Raw genomic sequence first — 18,063 nt, forward strand, 5'->3', positions numbered from 1 at the left:
CGACGAAAGAAGGTCATCGCGATGAGCACGGTCAATGCAGATATCGACGTTGAAGTTCCGGTGAGCACGGCGTACAACCAGTGGACTCAGTTCGAGTCGTTTCCGCAGTTCCTCTCCGGGGTCGACGAAGTCGTTCAGCTGGACGACCGGAACACGCACTGGAAGGTGTCCATCGCCGGAGTGAAGCGTGAATTCGATGCTGAGATCACCGAGCAGATTCCTGACACGCGCATCGCCTGGATGAGCACTGACGGCGAAGCACACGCGGGAGTGGTCACCTTCCACCGGTTGAACCCGGATGAAGCCCGCATCTCGGTGCGCCTTGATTGGGAACCAGAAGGCGCCATCGAGACGATTGGCGCCGCCCTGCAAGTCGACGACATGCAGATCGCCAAGGACCTCCGCAAGTTCAAGGAACTCATCGAATCCAACGGATTCGAGACCGGCGCGTGGCGCGGAGCCATCGACCGCGACGACGACGCGACGGGACGCTGATGCCCACCGGTTCTGACATCATCGACGCCTGGCCGGAGAAGGCCCGCGAGGCCGCCAGACTGGTGCTTGATGCCCACGGTGAACCGGACGAGGTGACCCCGTCACGGCTGGTCTGGCGCGACATCAGCGGGTGCAAACGGGTGATCGCCTCGAAGGCGTTCTTCCAGCACGATTTCCCCACGCCTCACACCGATTCGGTGGAAAGCGTGATCGATTACCGGGTGCCGGCGGACAAGTTCTCCAGCCTCGCGCTCTTCGATGGGAGCGTGGTGGCTGAACGGACCGCCGGCGAGGTGTCCGCACGGTGCCCCGACGAACAGGCGAACTTCCTTGCCCTGAACCTGATGCACGACATCGTCTCGGGCCAGAAGACTCCCGATGAGGCTCGGGCCTATTACGGCAAGGAATTCCTTGACTATCGCCGCAAGAAGCCAACGCCGTACATGGAGCGACTCCGCGTGCCGCCTCAGCACGACACCCCGGATGCGGACCGGCCGATCCTGACCGACGAAGAGCTTCGCGAGGCGGCCGAACAGGGAAAAAAGTCGTAGGCGTCTGCACCGATCGCGGCGTCAACGAGCGAAAACGGCTGGTTCGGTACATGCTGGGGACACCATGACTGATAATTCGACACCGGGCGGATTGGACGCCGACGATGTGCCTACCAAGCCATTGCCCGAGGTGCCGGATGATTCTCCGCCCACGGAACCGTACGTGCCGGACGCTGACGCCCCCACCGAACCGTACGTTCCCGGCACCCCCACCGAACCGTACGTTCCCGGCACCCCCACGGAACCGTACGTTCCCGGCACCCCCACGGAACCGTACGGATCCGATCTCAGCTATGTGCCGATTGCGTCCCCGGCCACCGACATCGAAGAGACGTCGGTTCTGCCGGACCGCCGACTCGGCGGCCCACTGATCACCGCGCTGATTATCGCCGCCCTGCTTCTCGCCGCGGGGATCGTGTTTCTGGTCATGCTGCTGAACCAGGGCAACGGGGCGCCTTCGACAGCCTCACCGAGTCCCGCCGTCAGCACTGCACCGTCGGCCACGCCCAGCGTGACCACCAGCCCGAGCGCTCCGCCGACCCCGAGTCAGGCGCCGAGCCAAACGCCCACCCCGTCACCGACCACAAGCGCACCGCCGCCGCCGGCGCCTACGAGTACGCCGACTCCTTCAGCGGCGGAGCCGACGCCGACAACCCCGCCGAGCGCAACCCCGAGCGCAACGCAAACTCCTTCGCCCTCGCCGTGAGGCGCGGCGAGATCGTTCAATATCCTGTGAATTCCTCGGTGCGGATGTCGTCGTCATCGACTCCGGCGGAGTTCAGCACCGAGCGCATGGCTACGACGAGCCCAGCGGGACCGCACAAGTAGTAGATCGGAGCGGTGAGATCCGGCACGTGCCGGGACAGCATGTTCGCGTCGATTCGTCCGGTTTCGCCGGCCCACTCGCGCAGGGACTGCTCGGGCTTGGTCATCGTGGGCACGAAGGTAAGATTCTCGCTCGTCTCGGCGACGAGGGTCAGTTCGTCGAGGAAGGCGGCATCCTCGGGACGCGTGTTGGAGTACAGCACGGTGATCTTGTGAGCGGTGTGGTCATGGGCAGCCTGAAGAACCATGCTGCGCACCGGAGTGATGCCGATCCCACCGGTGAGGAACACGGCAGGCCGGGTGACCTTGTTGTGCAGGGTGAAGCCACCGTAGGGGGCATCCAGCTCGAGTTCGGTGCCGAGCGGCAGGTCCTTCAAGACTCGTTTGAACGCAGTGTCGCGCAACCGCGTCACCGACACAAGATGATGTTCGAACGGTGCGCTGGCGAACGAGAAGCCGCGGATGTTGCCCTCATCATCAGTTTCCGACGGATTCAAAATCGTGTAATCGGCGAACTGCCCCGCCTTGAACTCGAACCCGTCCGGTTTTTCGAAGTGAAACGCCATAGTGCGTTCGGCAACTTCTTCTTTCTTGACCAACTTCACGCGAGGCAATGACACAAAAACGCCCTTCTCTGGTGCTCGGACTTCTCAGTATCCTCCGATTGGCAGGCCGGTCGGCCGATAGAGTAATGGCGGAATAGGCCCCCCAACGCTGAAAGGAGAGCCGCGTGTCGAACTTCGCACTGACTCTTGCACGACCCACCCTTGCCGACCGGATCTTCGCCCGCAGCGCCGTCACCGACCTTGCGCTCATCCTGTCCGGCACCGCCTTGACTGCACTGTCGGCCCAATTGATCATCCCGATGTACCCGGTGCCGTTCACCATGCAGACGTTCGTCGTGTTGATCGTGGGCAGCACGCTCGGCACCGCCCGCGGCACTCTCTCCATGCTGCTCTACGCCGTACTCGGCCTAGTGGGCCTGCCCATCTTCGGTGGTGCGACGTCCGGCCCAGCCGTGCTGTTCGGCGCATCCGGCGGCTACATCATCGGCTTCGTCTTCGCTGCCGCGCTCACCGGCTGGTTGGCACAGTCCAACTGGGACAAGAAATTCCTCGGCGCCGCGGTATCGTTCGTCGCCGGCGGCGTGGTGATCTTCGCGTTCGGTCTCATGGGTCTTTCCCTGTCGTTGCACCTCGGTCTGCAAGAAACTCTGGCTGGCGGGCTGTACCCGTTCGCCGTCACCGAAGTCCTCAAAGCGGCTCTGGCCACAGCCCTGATCCCCAGCGCCTGGAAGCTCGTGAAGCGGATCGACGACAAGCGCAAGTAACGCCCGCCCCACGGTACGTGGGTACCTTCGATGTCATTGATGGTCTGAGTACAGTAATGTTGGATGCACGCAATCGCGTTGACTGCGCCCGGCACTCTGCCGCTCGCACCATTCACTCGCATCCATGAGGATTCATGTCCACAACCCTGCTCCACCGCACCGCCATCGCCTCCACAGCCACTCTGGGATTGCTTGCCCTGATACTGACCGGCTGCTCACCGCAGTCTTCGCCGACCAAAGCCAGTGACACGCCGGTGTCCGGCGGCACACTGACCTACGCCAGCGGCGATGCAGAACCCACCTGCCTCGATCCCCACGTCGGCGGCAACTACCCGCAAGCCCTGGTCGGCAGCCAGTATCTCGAGTCGTTGGTCTCCAAGGACGACAAGGGCGAGATCATCCCCTGGCTCGCCGAAAAGTGGAAGGTCAGCGACGACGGCCTGACCTGGGACTTCACCCTGCGCGACGGCGTGACGTTTACCGACGGCACACCGCTGGACGCCACCGCCATCCAAGCCAACATTAAACACCTCCAGGACCCCAAGACCGGCTCATCCACCGGCTACCTCGCACTGGCCAAGGTGGCAGACACGAAGGTTGTGAGCGACAACGACATCCAGCTCATCCTCAGCTCCCCCGACTCCTCCCTGCTCGACTCCCTGAGCCAGCCCTGGGTCGCGATTGAGTCCGCCAAGGCGCTGCAGCGCAGCCAGGAAGAGAACTGCGCGGCACCGGTGGGCACGGGTCCGTTCGTGGTGACCGCGTGGAAGAAGCAGGACTCGATCACCCTCACCCGCAACAAGGACTACACCTCGCCGCCCGCCGACGCCGGCCACACTGGCCCGGCCTACCTCGACACGATCGTGTGGCGCTTCATCCCCGATTCCGCGTCACGGTACGCCGCACTCCAGGCCGGCGAGGTCGACGTGATCGACAACGCCCAGCCCGACACGATCGTCGCGGCCAAGAAGACGACCCAGCTGAAGGAACTCAACGCCCCACGACCCGGCGCATCCAACCGCATCGAACTCAACTCCGGCCAGGCGCCGTTCGACGACGTCAAGGTGCGGGAGGCGTTCATCCGGGCTGCGGATGTGAACCCCGGCATCCAAAGCCTGTTCTTCGGCACCGCCAAGCGCTCCTACTCGGCGCTGTCCAGCATCGAGAAGCTCGGCTATTCCGAACCAGACCTGTTCACTGTGGACCCAGCGAAGGCGAACCAGCTGCTGGATGCCGCCGGCTGGACCGCGAAGGACAGTGACGGCTATCGCACCAAGGACGGCAAGCGCCTCACCGTGCAATTCCCGGTGAGCACGAACCAATCGATCCCGGCCGAGCAGTCCCTGTTCGAACAGATCCAGGCGACCACCAAGAAGGTCGGCTTCGACGTGCAACTGAAGCAGATGGATCTGTCCAGCTGGTATGGCGCCCTGGGACAGAACCAGTACGACGCCGTGAGCGCTCCCTACACCAAGGTCGGCCCGGATGTGCTGCGCATCCTGTTCCACTCCGACGGCATCACGCCGGCCCCGAGCGGGTACTTCGCCAACCACGCGCAGGTCAACATCCCGAAGCTCGACGAACTGTTGACGAAGGCCAGCCAGGTTTCGGACGCTGATGAGCGCGCCGACCTGTACAAGCAGGCACAGAAGCTGGTGCTTGAGGGCTACTACATCCTGCCGCTGTACGACCAGCAGAACCACTACCTGCTGCGCAGCAACGTTGTGGGACTGCGGGCGCTGCCGAGCGTATCCACCCCGGTCTTCTACGACGCCTGGCTGAATAAGTGACCCTCGCCACCGGAGCGATACCGGCGGAGCGCGTGCGCTCCTCCCGGCCGCTCCGGTGGTTGGTCACCCGAGTGATCGGGCTAGTCTTCGTGCTCTGGGCCACCGCGACGATCACCTTCTTCTCGATCAGGCTCATCCCGGGCGATCCGGCCCAGGCGGTGCTCGGCGGTCCAGGTTCGCAAGCCAGTGCCGAGGCCCTCGCCCAGGTGCGGATCACCTATGGACTGGACCAGCCGATCATCGTTCAGTACGTTCGCCAGCTGGGTCGCTGGTTCACCGGTGACCTGGGCTCTTCCTACTCGTTGCACGAGAACGTCTCGACGATCATCGGCGAACAACTGGGCAACACGCTGAGCCTCGCCGTCTGGTCGCTCATCGCTGCCTGGCTGCTCGCCCTGGCGCTGGCGACCTGGTCCACCCGCGGCGGCCGCGCCGCGTGGGCGATGGGCTCGGCGCTGGAGATCGTCGCCGCCGCGGTGCCGCACTTCTGGCTCGGCACCGTGCTCATCCTGCTGTTCAGTTCCAGCCTGGGGTGGCTGCCCGCGGTCAACGTGCCCGGTCCGCTCGGGCTGATCCTGCCGGTGGCAACGCTCGCCATCCCGCTGGCCGGATTCCTCGGCCAGGTGATGCGGGAATCCTTGCTGGATTCGCTGAACTCCCCCTACGTGCTCTCGGCGCGTGCCCGTGGTGAGTCGGAGGGCGGCATCCTCTGGCGGCACGCGCTGCGGCACGCCGCGCTGCCGGCGATCAGCCTCTCCGGGTGGGCGTTCGGGTCGCTGGTGAGCGGCGCCGTCGTGGTGGAGACGGTGTTCGCTCGCCCGGGTCTTGGCCGCTCCCTGCTTCGTGCGGTGCAGGACCGGGACGTGCTGCTGGTCAGTGGCATTGTGCTCGTGGTCGCACTGGCCTACTGCCTGGTCACGGTCGCGGCGGACGTGCTCGATCGGATCGCCGACCCGCGCCTGAAAGCGACGGCATAGTGGCTGAGACCGACTCGTGATGCGCCGACCAACCGCTGCCGAAGCCATCAGCGGCGCGCTCATTGTCTTTCTGATTCTCTGCGCCGTGACACCCCAGCTGATCGCGCCCGCCGATCCGCTCGGCATCAACCCGATCGACAGCTTCCAGGGGCCGTCGCTCGCGCACTGGTTCGGCACCGACGAGTCCGGCCGGGATCTGTTCACCCGGGTCGTGCACGGCGCCGGGCCCTCGCTGCTGATCGGCGTGGCCGCCACGGCGATTGGTGTCGGTTTGGCCATCATCCTAGGCACGGCCGCGGGCCTCGGTCCGCGCTGGCTGGATTTCGGCACCAACCGGCTGCTCGAGGTGATGTTCGCCTTCCCCGGGCTGCTGCTTGCCCTGCTGTTCATCGTCATCTACGGTCCGGGTGTGGCTACCTCGACCATCGCGGTCGGCCTCGCGACTGCGCCGGGCTATGCGCGGATTGTTCGCAGTTCGATGCTGTCGGTGCGCGGAGCGGCCTTCGTGGAGGCCGCCCTGGTACTCGGGCGTACGCCGTGGCAGCGACTCACTCGGCACATCCTGCCCAATGTCGGCGGCACCCTCTTCGTGCTCGTGACGCTCGGTGTCGGGCAATCGGTGGTGTGGGCGTCGTCGCTGAGTTACCTCGGCCTGGGTGCACAGCCACCGACCGCCGAGTGGGGCGCGATGCTTTCCGCCGGGCGCACCTACATCAGTTCGGCCTGGTGGATGACGTTCTACCCCGGCCTGTTCATCGTGCTCAGTGCTTCCGCCGCGACGGTGCTGGGCCGCGCCTTCCAGACCCGGGTGCGTGGCTCGTGACCGCCCCGTTGCTTCGCGTGGAGAACCTCTCGGTGCGCTTTGGGCGCGAGGCACCCGCTGTCGTGAAGAATGTGTCGCTGAGCATTGGCGCCGGCGAATGTCTGGCCCTCGTCGGCGAGTCGGGCTCCGGCAAGAGCGTCACCGCGCGCACTCTGATCGGACTCACCGGGGTCGGCGCCGAGGTGCACGCCAAGGCGATCGCTCTGGGAAGCACAAACTTGTTGTTCGCCTCCGAGAAGAAATGGCGCAGCATCCGGGGCAAGCAGATCGGATTCATCCTGCAGGATGCGCTGGTGTCTCTCGACCCGGTGCGCACTGTCGGGCGGGAGATCGATGACACGCTGCGACTGCACACCGACCTCGGACCGCGCGCCCGGCGTGGCCGCGTCCTCGAGCTGCTCGCCGACGCCGGCATCCCGGATCCGGCGCTCACGGCCGGGCAGCGCTCTGGCGAACTCTCGGGCGGGCTGCGCCAGCGCGCGCTCATCGCCTCGGCGATCGCGCTGTCGCCGCCGCTGCTCATCGCCGACGAGCCCACCACCGCCCTCGATGTCACGATCCAGGCGCAGATCCTCGAGCTGCTCGACACGTTGCGGGCCCGCGGCACCGCAGTGCTGCTGATCACTCACGACCTCGCTGTGGTCGAGCGCGTCGCCGATCGAGTCGCGGTGATGCGCGCCGGTGAGATCGTCGAAACCGGGTTGACCGACGCGGTGCTCGCGAATCCGCGGCACGAGTACACCCGGCGGCTGTTGCTGGCCATTCCGTGGCGGCATCCGCGCGGCACGCGGCTCTCGGGGGAATCGCCGCTGTCCACGAGTCCGGCACCGGCCCACTCTCCCGATGTCCGAGCCGAGCCGGATGCCGCGAGCGCCTCGCCTGCTCCAGTCGCCACCGCCCTGGAAGTTGCTCCACCAGTCTTGGACGTCATCGCGGTGTCCAAGCGGTTCCGCACCCCCGACGGCGACGATTTTCAGGCGGTGGAGGCGGTTTCCCTGACCCTTTCGGCGGGCACCACTCTCGGTCTCGTCGGCGAATCCGGTTCCGGCAAAACGACTACCGCGCGGATTGCGCTAGGGCTCACCCGGCCGGACACCGGCGAGGTGCGGCTGATCGGGCAGCCCTGGAGCGCACTGCCGGAAGCTCAGCGGCGCGGTCGGCGCGGCCTCATCGGGGCGATCTACCAGGATCCGCTCAGTTCCTTCGATCCACGCTGGACCGTCGAGCGAATCCTCTCCGACGCCATCACGAACGGACGCAGCATCCGGCCCAGCTCGCAGCGCGAGCGCATTACGGACCTGCTGGAGTCGGTGGGCCTCTCCCCCGACCTGATGACACGCCGCACCCGCAGCCTGTCCGGCGGTCAACGGCAGCGCGTGTCCATCGCGCGCGCCATCGCGGCCAGCCCGCGGGTGCTGATCTGCGATGAACCGGTCTCCTCGCTGGATGTCTCCATTCAGGCGCAAGTGCTTGACCTGCTCGACGACCTGCAGGCGTCGCTCGGCCTGGCCTACCTGTTCATCTCGCACGACCTGGGGGTAATCCGGCACGTCAGCGATCGGGTTGCGGTGATGTCCAAGGGCCGCATCGTGGAGACCGGCACGGCGGAGCAGCTTTTCGCGGCCCCGGAGCATCCGTACACACAGCGGCTGCTGGCGTCGGCGCTCAGACGCGCGTAACCCGGCCGGGTGGTTTCGATACGCGCTGGCGCGCTACTCAACCCGCTATTTCTTAGTGGGTTGAGTAGCGAGCGCGCCAGCGCGAGCCTATCGAAACCAGGCAACTTCTTAGTGGGTTGAGTAGCGAGCGCGCCAGCGCGAGCGTATCGAAACCACCCAACGCCGGGGCCGCATGTCTTGTCTCACGACACCGTTGACAGGTCAGTCTCGTGACATCGCAGCACGAGTATCGTTTCGGCATCGACATCATCCTGGTTCCCGGATTCTGGCTGGATGCCTCGTCGTGGGCGGAGGTCACGCCAGCTCTCGTCGAGGCAGGACACGGGGTGCATCCGCTCACCCTGCCGGGGCTGGAGTCGCCCGACGCCTCCCGAGCCGGCATCGGGCTCCGCGACCACGTCGACGCGGTAGTCGGGAAAATCGATGAGCTTGCCAACCCCGTCGTGCTGGTCGGCCATTCGGGCGGCGGGCCGATCGTTCACGGTGCCGTCGACGCCCGTCCGGACCGGGTCGTTCGCGCGATCTATGTCGACTGCGTTCCGCAGGCCGAGGACGACGCCATCAACGACCAACTGCCGGCGGACGGGGACGATATCCCCCTGCCGCCGTGGGGCGGCTTCGACAAGGCTGACCTCGTCGACTTGGACGACGGGTTGCGGGCGGCGTTCCGGGCGCGGGCAAGGCCTGAGCCGCGGGGCGTGGCCTACGATCAGCAACACCTGCACGACGAACGACGCTACGAGGTGCCCGCAACGGTGATCTCGTGCGAAATGGCCTCCGCCCAGATCGGCGAGTGGATTGACGCCGGCCAGCCCTACGTAGCCGAACTGGCCCGCATCCGCGATGTCGAGTACGTCGATCTGCCGACCGGGCACTGGCCCCAGTTCACCCGGCCGGTCGAGTTGGGCGAGATAATCTTGGCCGCCGTCGACCGCGAGGGCGGGCAGTAGCTCATGGTTGCCAATCCGCGATCAGCGGGCTCGCCAAAGCCTGATTGTAAGACTCCGGACGCGCCCGAGTAGTCGCCGAAACAACCAGATGCTTCGCCGAGATCCGCTGAGCGAAGTAGCCCGCGTACGGCAACGTCACCACAGTTTCGAGGCCCGTGTTCCAGGCGGCGATCAGCGCATCCAGACAGACGCGTTCCGGCGTGCTTTCGAGCGCGACAAGCATCTCGGGGCGTGATGCACGTTGCCATTGGTCGCGGGCCGAAGAGTCTAAGCCGTCATCACCGTACTCGCCCTGCCAGAACGGCGGGAACGCCGGATTCAGCGGCTGCCCTGGCGTCGAAAGCCGCCGCAACAGTTCCGATGTCACCCGCTGTCGAGAGTCACTGATCGAGTACCACTGCCAGGCCCGGAACCACTCTCGTTTCCACCGGGTCGACCACTCCAACTCACTCGCGCTGGAAGGCATACCGGAGGTGCCGGCATCCGGCATCGGATCGAGCATCGGAATCTCGACATCCGAAGCGATTCCCCATGCACTCCTGATGAACAGCAACTGGCAGATGTTGTTGGGATTCTCGTCGATGCTGATGACCATGTCATGTGGCCATGGATTGCCCGGAATCGGCCGTTCTGATCGCATAGTTCATCTTCGCCATCGGATGCGACGAAATCTAGTGTTGTGTCAGCCGGCAAGCCGGAGGCAGACAATCACCAGGCGTTCGATGTCGACGAGCTGCGAGGACCGGATGCCTGGAGAAGGTATCGCTGGGTCGCGCGCTGAACCACCCGGTAGATTGGATACCAGAACCCACACTCAGGCACCTCCTCGTTGACTCGGTGCCGCACATATTGAATCGGAGTACCCCTATGGCCGCGATCCCGGAGAAGCCCGTCCTCGAAGGACTGGAAGCCAAGTGGGGGGAATCCTGGGAAGCCCAGGGGACGTACCGGTTCGATCGTGAGGCGGCGCTCGCTTCGAGAGCCTCAGCGAACGGGATCGCCTCAGCGAACGACGCGCATCCCATCTTCTCCATCGACACTCCCCCGCCGACGGCATCCGGCTCGCTGCACATCGGCCATGTGTTCAGCTACACCCACATGGACCTGATCGCCCGCTATCAGCGGATGCGCGGCAGGAGCATCTTCTACCCGATGGGCTGGGACGACAACGGGCTGCCCACCGAGCGCCGGGTGCAGAACTACTACGGCGTGCGCTGCGACCCGTCGCTACCGTACGAGAGCGACTTCACCCCGCCGTTCGAGGGCGGCGACAACAAGAGCTCCAAGGCCGCCGACCAGAAGCCGATCAGCCGGCGCAACTTCATCGAGTTGTGCGAGACCCTCACCGCTGAGGATGAGAAGCAGTTCGAGGCGCTCTGGCGCAAGCTCGGCCTCTCGGTCGACTGGGCCCAGACCTACCGCACCATCGGCCCGAAGTCGCAGACCGCGGCCCAGCGCGCCTTCCTGCGGAACCTGTCCCGCGGCGAGGCGTACCAGGCCGAGGCCCCCACGCTGTGGGATGTCACCTTCCGCACCGCCGTCGCCCAGGCCGAACTGGAAGACAAGCCGGTCACCAGCGCCTACCACCGGGTCGCCTTCCACCGCCCCGATGGCAGCGACGTGCACATCGAAACCACCCGCCCGGAGCTACTGCCGGCCTGCGTGGCGCTGGTGGCGCATCCGGATGACGAGCGCTACCAAGCGCTGTTCGGCACCACCGTGACCACGCCGATCTTCGGCGTCGAGGTGCCGGTGCTCGCCCACCACCTCGCCGAGAAGGACAAAGGCAGCGGCATCGCGATGATCTGCACCTTCGGTGACGTCACCGACGTGGTCTGGTGGCGCGAGCTTGACCTGCCCAACCGCACCATCATCGGCCGCGATGGACGCATCATCGCCGAAGCCCCGGATGTCATCACCACCGATGCCGCCAAGGCCGCCTATGCCGAGATCGCCGGCAAGACCGTGTTCAGCGCCAAGGCCAAGGTGGTCGAGCTGCTGCGCGAGTCCGGCGAACTGATCGGCGAACCGAAACCGATCAGCCACGCGGTCAAGTTCTTCGAGAAGGGCGACAAGCCGCTGGAGATCGTCTCGACGCTGCAGTGGTACATCACCAATGGCGCCCGCGACGAGAACCTACGCGACAGCATGCTCGCCCGCGGCAAGCAGGTCAACTTCACCCCGGAGTTCATGCGGGTGCGCTACGAGAACTGGGTGGGCGGCCTCACCGGCGACTGGCTGATCTCCCGGCAGCGCTTCTTCGGCGTGCCGATCCCGGTCTGGTACCAACTGGATGCCGCCGGCGACAAGGGCGCGGTGATCGTGCCGCCCGAAGACTCACTGCCGATCGACCCCGCCTCCGATACCGCGCCCGGCTACGACGAAAGCCAGCGCGGCGTGCCCGGCGGCTTCATCGGCGAGGTGGACATCATGGACACCTGGGCCACCTCCTCGCTCACCCCGCAGATCGCCGGCGGCTGGGAGCGCGACCCGGAGCTGTTCGACCTCGTCTTCCCCTACTCACTGCGCAGCCAGGGTCAGGACATCATCCGCACCTGGATGTTCTCCACCATGCTCCGCGCCGAGCTCGAGCACGGTACCGTCCCGTGGCACAACGCGGGCATCAGCGGCTTCATCGTCGACCCTGACCGCAAGAAGATGTCCAAGTCCAAGGGCAACGTGGTCACCCCGGCCGCGATGCTCGACGAGCACGGCTCGGATGCGGTGCGCTACTGGGCCGCCTCCAGCCGGCTCGGCACCGACGCCGCCTTCGACCCGCAGAACCCGAAGCAGATGAAGATCGGGCGGCGCCTGGCGATCAAGGTGCTCAACGCGGCGAAGTTCGTGTACTCGTTCCCGGTCTCCGCTGACGTGCCAAGCGGGCACCCGACCGAGGCGCTCGATGTCGACCTGCTGGCCGAACTGGGGAAGGTCGTCGAGACCGCCACCAAGGCATTCGACGAGTTCGACCACGCTCGAGCCCTGGAGGTCACGGAACAATTCTTCTGGACCTTCTGCGACGACTACCTGGAGCTGGTCAAGGAGCGCGCATACGGCGCCGGCACCCCCGAAGGTCAGGCATCCGCCGTACGGACCCTGCGCACCGCACTGGATGTGCTGCTGCGCTTGTTCGCGCCGTTTATCCCCTTCGCCGCCGAAGAGGTGTGGTCGTGGACTCATGACAGTTCCGCGCGCGACGGCTCGGTGCACACGGCCGCCTGGCCCACGGCGCCGACTGATGCGCAGCCCACTGGCCTGCTCGGTTTGGTCGGTGAGGCGCTCATCGGCATCCGGCGCGCCAAGACCGACGCCAAGGCATCACAGAAGACCGGCGTGATCTCCGCCACCATCACCGGACCAGCCGTGTTGCGCGGGGGTCTCGACGACCTCAAGGCCGTTGGACGCATCGAGGCCGTCGACTTCGCCGAATCCGACACCGTCGCGGTCACCGGTATCGTGCTCGCGGAACAGCCGGCATGATCCTCGTCCGCGACCTCGAGGCACGGGACCGGGCCGCGTGGCAGGCGCTCTACGCCGGGTATGGGGAGTTCTATGAGGTGCCGCTGTCGCAGGAGAACGCCGACCGGGTATGGGGCTGGCTGCTCGACCCGCAGCACGAGAGCTTCGCCCTCGTCGCGGTCGACGCAGACGATCAGCCGATCGGTCTCGCGCACTACCGGGAGTTCGCCCGCCCGTTGGCCGGCCGCACCGGCATCTACCTCGACGACCTGTTCACGGCGCCCCAGGCGCGCGGCAGTGGAGCAGCATCCGCTCTGATCGCGCGGCTGAAGGAACTGGCCACCGAGCGCGGCTGCGATGTGGTGCGCTGGATCACCGCGAACGACAACGTCACCGCGCAACGCCTCTACGACCGACTCGCGACCCGCACCGAGTGGGTCACCTATGACCTGAAGCTCGACTGATGCAGCTCGGAACGCGTTGGCCCGTCGGCGGCACCCCGCCGCGGCTGCCGGATGCCGTGACACGCGCGATCGCGGACATCGAAGCCGAACTCCACGAGATCGACACTTCCGGCTGGCGCTGGACCCTCACCTGGCTGGAGGGCAAGCCCATCGTCGAACTCGACGACGGCACGACGATCCGGTACGACAGCGCGAGCGACACAGCAACGATCATCGACGCGGTCGATGAGGACAACTGACCGAAGAGATCAGAACAACGTGTGCTGCGTCGCCGGATCAATTCGCGAGGCCATCCCCGGCGGCAACTCCTCGGAAATGAGCGAGCGTCCGGCCCGCTCGCCGTTGGCGTTCCGCAGGCCGCCCATCCCCAGTGCGCTGGAGCGCACTCCCCCGGTGACCGGATCCTCCCGACCGCGCTCCAGACCGTGCTTGCGGATGAGCGGCTTCATCCGCGCCGCGAGCCACTTGCGATACCCGACCGGCGCATAGGCACTGGTGTACAGCTGGTTGTACTTGTCGACGAGTTCCGGATGCTCCATGACCAGCCACTGCATGAACCAGTCCCTCACACCAGGCTTCAGGTAAAGGGCCGTGTACAGCACCGAGGTGGCACCTGCGGCCTTCGCGCGGCGCAAGCCCTCGTCCAAATGCTCTCGGGAGTCGGTGAGAAACGGCAGGATCGGCATCATGAACACCGAACAGCTCAACCCGTGCTCGCGCACGGCGGTCACCGTCGCCAGCCGGGCAGTCGCCGTGGGAGTGCCCGGTTCGACCGACTGCTGCAGGTCGTCGTCGTACACCGCAATCGACATCGCCAGGTCGACGGGCACATGCTGGCTCGCCTCCGCGAGCAGCGGCAGGTCGCGGCGCAGCAGCGTTCCCTTGGTGAGAATCGAAAACGGGGTGCCGGAGTCGGCGAGTGCTGCGATGATGCCAGGCATCAGCCGGTAGCGTCCCTCCGCCCGCTGATACGGATCGGTGTTGGTGCCCAGGGCGACCGGATGCCTCCCCCAGGTCGGCTTCGCCACCTCCCGAGCAAGCACCTCGGCCACGTTGACCTTCACGACGATCTGCGTGTCGAAGTCGCGCCCGGCGTCGAAGTCCAAATAGGTGTGCGTGGTGCGGGCGAAGCAATAGGTGCAGCGATGCAGACATCCGCGCATCGGATTGATCGTCCAGCCGAACGGCAATGCACTCTTGCCGGGAATCTTGTTCAACGCGGTTTTGGCGAGGACCTCATAGAAGGTGACACCGTCGAACTCCGGCGTGCGCACCGTGCGCACCAGGTTGTTGAGCCGCGCGAGCCCGGGCAGCGCATTGGGCTGCTCCTCGCTGATCTGCTGACTGCTCCACCGCATGTATCTAGTCGAACATAAGTACGGAGGATATGCAAGTGACACGCGCAGTGGCGGTGGGAGCTGTCGAAATCAGACACGAAGACTTATAGGGGTCTCGACAAGCTCGACCACCGGGAGGAGACGGGCACCTGCGGGGTCTCGACAAGCTCGACCACCGGGAGGCGGGAGAGAGACGGGCACTCGTGGGGGTCTCGACCAGCTCGAGTACCGGGTCAGCCGCGACCGAGGATCTCGCCGTGCGTCATCGTGAGCCAGCCGGCTGGATCGGCCGTCCAGATGCGCCAGGCATCCGCGACCTCCTCGAGATCGTCGTGCGTCGCAATCCCTTTGCCCACCGCATCCGCAGCGAAGGCGGACTTCAGCACCCGGTCTTCCCACATCGTCCCCCACCACTGGCGGTCGGCATCCGTGCTGAAGCACCAGACCGAGGCGCCGCTCACCACATCAGAGAACCCGGCCTCCAGCGCCCAGGACTTGAGATGCCGCCCGGCATTCGGCTCCCCGCCGTTGGAGCGGTGCACCTGCGAGTACAACTCGCGCCATTTCGTCAGCCCCGGGAGGTCGGGGTACCAGATGATGCCGTCATAATCCACTTCGCGCGCCGCCACGACGCCCTCGTGACGCACGACCCGACGCATCTCCCTCAACACCGATACCGGATCGGACACGTGCTGCAACGTTTGGTGGGTGTGCACGATGTCGAATTCGTCATCCGGATAGTCCAGCGCGTAGGCGTCCCCGACGGTGAACTCCACATTGCGCACCCCGGCATCGCGAGCGAGAACGCGCGCCTTGTCGACGATTTCCGGAGCCGAATCCAGCCCGATCACGGTTCCCGGCGCGACTCGCTTCGCAAAATCCACGGTGATCGTGCCCGGACCGCACCCCACGTCGAGCATGCTGGCACCGGCCTCGAGATGCGGAATCAGATAGGCGGCAGAGTTCTCCACGGTGCGCCAACTGTGCGCCCGCACGACGCTTTCGTGGTGCCCGTGGGTGTAATGCTCGCCGGGATGATCGACCATGCCCCCAGCCTAGGCGGAGGCGGCTCAAACTAGCATGGAACGATGACGAATCCTTTTTTCGCGCCCAGCACGCTGCCGTTCGGGCTGCCGCCGTTTGCCGACATCCGCGACGAGCACTACCGCCCGGCATTCGAGCGCGGGTTCGCCGAACAGCTCACCGAGGTGGCGGCGATCGCCGACAGCGCAGATGCCCCGACCATCGACAACACACTGTTGCCGCTCGAGCGCAGCGGCCAGACGCTCGCACGGGTCGCCTCGGTGTTCTTCAACAAGGCCTCCTCCGACAGCAGCGACTTCACCAACTCCCTCGAGGAGGAAATCGCCCCGCTGCTGGCCGAGCACGAGGACGCCATACGGCTGAACCCGAGTCTGTACGGACGCATCGTGGCCCTTCACGAGCAACGCCACGAGCTGAACGCGGATGCCGAGACCACCTACCTGATCGAGCGGTACTTCACGGAGTACACCCTCGCCGGCGCCGGCCTGGACGCGGCACAGAAGGAACAACTGAGGGCGTACAACAGTGAATTGTCCACCCTCTCCACCCGGTTCGAGAAGAACCTCCTCGCCGACACGAATGACCTGGCCGTCGTCATCGATGATGCCGCCGAGTTGGATGGCTTGACCGAGGGTGAGATCTCCGCCGCGGCGCAAGCGGCGAACGACCGCGGACTGGACGGCAAGTACCTCATCACGCTGGTGCTGCCGACCGGGCATCCGTATCTGGCCAGCCTCACCGACCGAACCGTGCGTCAACGCCTCATGACTGCCTCCCGGTCGCGTGGCAGCCGCGGCGGCAAGCACGACAACCGGGAGCTCGTGCTCCAGATCACTCGGCTTCGCGCCGCGCGGGCGAAGCTGCTCGGCTTCGACAGCCACGCTGCCTTCGTCACGGCGGACGAGACGGCGAAAACTCCGACGGCGGTCGCGGACATGCTCGGCCGGCTCGCTCCCGCCGCCGCGCGCAACGCCCGCGCCGAGCAGGCCGAACTGCAGCACCAGATCGGCGACGAGTTCGAGGTCGCCGCCTGGGACTGGGCCTACCTCACCGAGAAAGTGCGCGCCGCCACGTTCGACGTGGACACCGCCGCGATGCGGCCGTACTTCGAGGCGGAGCGCGTGCTGCACGACGGCGTCTTCTTCGCCGCGACGCAGTTGTACGGGATCACCTTCACCGAGCGCCACGACCTTGTCGCCTACCATCCGGATGCGCGGGTGTTCGAGATTCAGAACGAGGACGGCTCGCCCGTGGGCCTGTTCGTCTACGATCTGTACACTCGCGACTCCAAGCGCGGCGGTGCCTGGATGAACCCGCTGATCTCCCAGTCGGCCCTGCTCGAGCATCCGGTGGTCGTGGTCAACAACCACAACGTGCCGAAGCCCGCGGCTGGGGAACCCACGCTGCTCACCTACGACGAGGTGACCACGCTGTTCCACGAGTTCGGGCACGCCTTGCACGGCCTGTTCGCCCGGGTCACCTACCCCAAGTTCGCCGGCACCGATGTGTTCCGCGACTTCGTGGAGTTCCCGAGCCAGGTCAACGAGATGTGGATGCTGTGGCCCGAAGTGCTGACGAACTATGCCGTGCACCACCAATCCGGCCAGCCGATGCCCCAGGAGCTGGTGGACAAGCTGCACGCGTCGGAACAGTTCAACGAGGGCTTCAAGACCAGCGAGTACCTCGCCGCTGCCCTGCTCGACCAGGCCTGGCACTCGATCGGCGCAGGCGCGGCCGTCACCGACGTCGCCACCTTCGAAGCGGATGCCCTCGCCGCAGCAGGTCTGGACAACCCGGCGGTGCCATCGCGCTACTCGAGCACCTACTTCGCTCATGCGTTCTCCAGCGGTTACGACGCGGGCTACTACTCGTACATCTGGAGCGAGGTGCTCGACGCCGACACTGTCGAATGGTTCAAGGAGAACGGCGGACTCACCCGTGCTAACGGCGACCGGTTCCGGGAACTGTTGCTCGGCGTCGGCGGATCGAAAGATCCGCTGCAGGCCTACCGCGAGTTCCGTGGTCGGGATGCCGTGATCGAGCCGCTGCTGAAGCGGCGCGGGCTAGACGTCTGACGCACCTGGACTTCGATACGCTGGCCTCGCAAGCTCGGTCGGCTACTCAACCGACGCCAGTTGAGTAGGCGAGCGCCAGCGCGAGCCGTATCGAAACCGCGGGCAAACCTTCGATACGCGGCCTCGTCCCTTGCACACCAGCGGGTTGAGTAGGCGAGCGTTAGCGCGAGCCGTATCGAAACCGCGGGCAAACCAAGGCTTCGATTCGCGGCCTCGTCCCTCGCACCCCCGCGGGTTGAGTAGGCGAACGTTAGCGCGAGCCGT

General features: G+C 65.8%; 17 protein-coding genes. 13 read left to right on the top strand and 4 right to left on the bottom strand.

The genetic code is table 11. The features are described 5' to 3' along the window. Positions 1–21 precede the first annotated feature (21 nt). From ABFX56_RS02750 to ABFX56_RS02760, 3 genes are all read left to right on the top strand, one after another. A complete protein-coding gene (locus tag ABFX56_RS02750) occupies positions 22–495 on the top strand; it encodes an SRPBCC family protein (RefSeq protein WP_346233125.1) in 474 nt (157 codons plus the stop codon). Next, entirely contained in the window at positions 495–1,046 is a 552-nt protein-coding gene (locus ABFX56_RS02755; RefSeq protein ID WP_346231751.1) for a hypothetical protein, read from the top strand. The genes ABFX56_RS02750 and ABFX56_RS02755 overlap by 1 nt, the downstream gene beginning before the upstream one ends. Before the next feature lie 64 nt (positions 1,047–1,110). Then, the gene (locus ABFX56_RS02760; RefSeq protein WP_346231752.1) at positions 1,111–1,752 is read left to right on the top strand and encodes a hypothetical protein; all 642 of its coding nucleotides are present in this window, start codon (positions 1,111–1,113) and stop codon (positions 1,750–1,752) included. Between the two features lie 16 nt (positions 1,753–1,768). Here ABFX56_RS02760 and ABFX56_RS02765 read toward each other — a convergent pair whose 3' ends face one another. Further along, on the bottom strand, positions 1,769–2,491 hold the full coding sequence (locus ABFX56_RS02765) for a ferredoxin--NADP reductase (protein WP_346231753.1): 723 nt from the start codon (positions 2,489–2,491) through the stop codon (positions 1,769–1,771). 110 nt (positions 2,492–2,601) lie between these two features. On the opposite strand from ABFX56_RS02765, the gene ABFX56_RS02770 reads away from it, so the two are divergent. From ABFX56_RS02770 to ABFX56_RS02795, 6 genes are all read left to right on the top strand, one after another. Next, the gene (locus ABFX56_RS02770; protein ID WP_346231754.1) at positions 2,602–3,201 is read left to right on the top strand and encodes a biotin transporter BioY; all 600 of its coding nucleotides are present in this window, start codon (positions 2,602–2,604) and stop codon (positions 3,199–3,201) included. Between the two features lie 134 nt (positions 3,202–3,335). Beyond that, positions 3,336–4,991 (top strand): ABC transporter substrate-binding protein, encoded by a 1,656-nt coding sequence (locus ABFX56_RS02775; RefSeq protein WP_346231755.1) that lies wholly within the window; start codon positions 3,336–3,338, stop codon positions 4,989–4,991. Then, positions 4,988–5,968 carry an ABC transporter permease gene (locus ABFX56_RS02780; RefSeq protein ID WP_346231756.1) on the top strand — a complete coding sequence of 327 codons (981 nt, stop codon included), beginning with the start codon at positions 4,988–4,990 and terminating at the stop codon, positions 5,966–5,968. The genes ABFX56_RS02775 and ABFX56_RS02780 overlap by 4 nt, the downstream gene beginning before the upstream one ends. Before the next feature lie 19 nt (positions 5,969–5,987). Continuing rightward, positions 5,988–6,791 carry an ABC transporter permease gene (locus tag ABFX56_RS02785; RefSeq protein WP_346231757.1) on the top strand — a complete coding sequence of 268 codons (804 nt, stop codon included), beginning with the start codon at positions 5,988–5,990 and terminating at the stop codon, positions 6,789–6,791. Next, on the top strand, positions 6,788–8,470 hold the full coding sequence (locus ABFX56_RS02790) for a dipeptide ABC transporter ATP-binding protein (RefSeq protein ID WP_346231758.1): 1,683 nt from the start codon (positions 6,788–6,790) through the stop codon (positions 8,468–8,470). Before ABFX56_RS02785 ends, ABFX56_RS02790 begins: the two co-directional genes overlap by 4 nt. 239 nt (positions 8,471–8,709) lie before the next feature. Then, positions 8,710–9,420 carry an alpha/beta fold hydrolase gene (locus tag ABFX56_RS02795; protein WP_346233126.1) on the top strand — a complete coding sequence of 237 codons (711 nt, stop codon included), beginning with the start codon at positions 8,710–8,712 and terminating at the stop codon, positions 9,418–9,420. A gap of 1 nt (position 9,421) precedes the next feature. Here the strand turns inward: ABFX56_RS02795 and ABFX56_RS02800 are convergent, their stop codons facing one another. Next, positions 9,422–10,015, bottom strand: coding sequence for a hypothetical protein (locus tag ABFX56_RS02800; protein WP_346231759.1), 594 nt, complete (start codon positions 10,013–10,015; stop codon positions 9,422–9,424). A gap of 272 nt (positions 10,016–10,287) precedes the next feature. Between ABFX56_RS02800 and valS the strand changes: the two genes are divergently transcribed. Genes valS through ABFX56_RS02815 form a run of 3 tightly spaced genes read left to right on the top strand, consistent with a single transcriptional unit; the run spans position 10,288 to position 13,582 of the window. Beyond that, positions 10,288–12,900, top strand: a complete 2,613-nt coding sequence (gene valS, locus ABFX56_RS02805; protein ID WP_346231760.1) for a valine--tRNA ligase — start codon at positions 10,288–10,290, stop codon at positions 12,898–12,900. Continuing rightward, positions 12,897–13,343, top strand: a complete 447-nt coding sequence (locus ABFX56_RS02810; RefSeq protein WP_346231761.1) for a GNAT family N-acetyltransferase — start codon at positions 12,897–12,899, stop codon at positions 13,341–13,343. The genes valS and ABFX56_RS02810 overlap by 4 nt, the downstream gene beginning before the upstream one ends. After that, positions 13,343–13,582, top strand: a complete 240-nt coding sequence (locus ABFX56_RS02815) for a hypothetical protein (RefSeq protein ID WP_346231762.1) — start codon at positions 13,343–13,345, stop codon at positions 13,580–13,582. The genes ABFX56_RS02810 and ABFX56_RS02815 overlap by 1 nt, the downstream gene beginning before the upstream one ends. Before the next feature lie 9 nt (positions 13,583–13,591). On the opposite strand, the gene ABFX56_RS02820 is transcribed toward ABFX56_RS02815, so the two are convergent. Together ABFX56_RS02820 and ABFX56_RS02825 are read right to left on the bottom strand one after the other, a co-directional pair. Then, entirely contained in the window at positions 13,592–14,701 is a 1,110-nt protein-coding gene (locus ABFX56_RS02820; RefSeq protein ID WP_346231763.1) for an Rv2578c family radical SAM protein, read from the bottom strand. 212 nt (positions 14,702–14,913) lie between these two features. Beyond that, positions 14,914–15,726 carry a methyltransferase domain-containing protein gene (locus tag ABFX56_RS02825; protein WP_346231764.1) on the bottom strand — a complete coding sequence of 271 codons (813 nt, stop codon included), beginning with the start codon at positions 15,724–15,726 and terminating at the stop codon, positions 14,914–14,916. Positions 15,727–15,768: 42 nt separating this feature from the next. Here ABFX56_RS02825 and ABFX56_RS02830 point away from each other — a divergent pair, with 42 nt between their 5' ends. Beyond that, positions 15,769–17,799, top strand: a complete 2,031-nt coding sequence (locus tag ABFX56_RS02830; protein ID WP_346231765.1) for a M3 family metallopeptidase — start codon at positions 15,769–15,771, stop codon at positions 17,797–17,799. Positions 17,800–18,063: the final 264 nt, after the last annotated feature.

The organism is Parafrigoribacterium mesophilum (assembly GCF_039652555.1).
In the GTDB taxonomy this organism is placed as follows: domain Bacteria; phylum Actinomycetota; class Actinomycetes; order Actinomycetales; family Microbacteriaceae; genus Parafrigoribacterium; species Parafrigoribacterium mesophilum.

Excerpts from the sequence above, each read along its gene's own strand:
- ABFX56_RS02750 (WP_346233125.1), top strand. The coding sequence starts at position 22 with ATGAGCACGGTCAATGCAGATATCGACGTTGAAGTTCCGGTGAGCACG.
- ABFX56_RS02755 (WP_346231751.1), top strand. The coding sequence starts at position 495 with ATGCCCACCGGTTCTGACATCATCGACGCCTGGCCGGAGAAGGCCCGC.
- ABFX56_RS02760 (WP_346231752.1), top strand. The coding sequence starts at position 1,111 with ATGACTGATAATTCGACACCGGGCGGATTGGACGCCGACGATGTGCCT.
- ABFX56_RS02775 (WP_346231755.1), top strand. The coding sequence starts at position 3,336 with ATGTCCACAACCCTGCTCCACCGCACCGCCATCGCCTCCACAGCCACT.
- ABFX56_RS02785 (WP_346231757.1), top strand. The coding sequence starts at position 5,988 with ATGCGCCGACCAACCGCTGCCGAAGCCATCAGCGGCGCGCTCATTGTC.
- ABFX56_RS02800 (WP_346231759.1), bottom strand. The coding sequence starts at position 10,015 with ATGGTCATCAGCATCGACGAGAATCCCAACAACATCTGCCAGTTGCTG.
- valS (WP_346231760.1), top strand. The coding sequence starts at position 10,288 with ATGGCCGCGATCCCGGAGAAGCCCGTCCTCGAAGGACTGGAAGCCAAG.
- ABFX56_RS02810 (WP_346231761.1), top strand. The coding sequence starts at position 12,897 with ATGATCCTCGTCCGCGACCTCGAGGCACGGGACCGGGCCGCGTGGCAG.
- ABFX56_RS02815 (WP_346231762.1), top strand. The coding sequence starts at position 13,343 with ATGCAGCTCGGAACGCGTTGGCCCGTCGGCGGCACCCCGCCGCGGCTG.
- ABFX56_RS02820 (WP_346231763.1), bottom strand. The coding sequence starts at position 14,701 with ATGCGGTGGAGCAGTCAGCAGATCAGCGAGGAGCAGCCCAATGCGCTG.
- ABFX56_RS02825 (WP_346231764.1), bottom strand. The coding sequence starts at position 15,726 with ATGGTCGATCATCCCGGCGAGCATTACACCCACGGGCACCACGAAAGC.
- ABFX56_RS02830 (WP_346231765.1), top strand. The coding sequence starts at position 15,769 with ATGACGAATCCTTTTTTCGCGCCCAGCACGCTGCCGTTCGGGCTGCCG.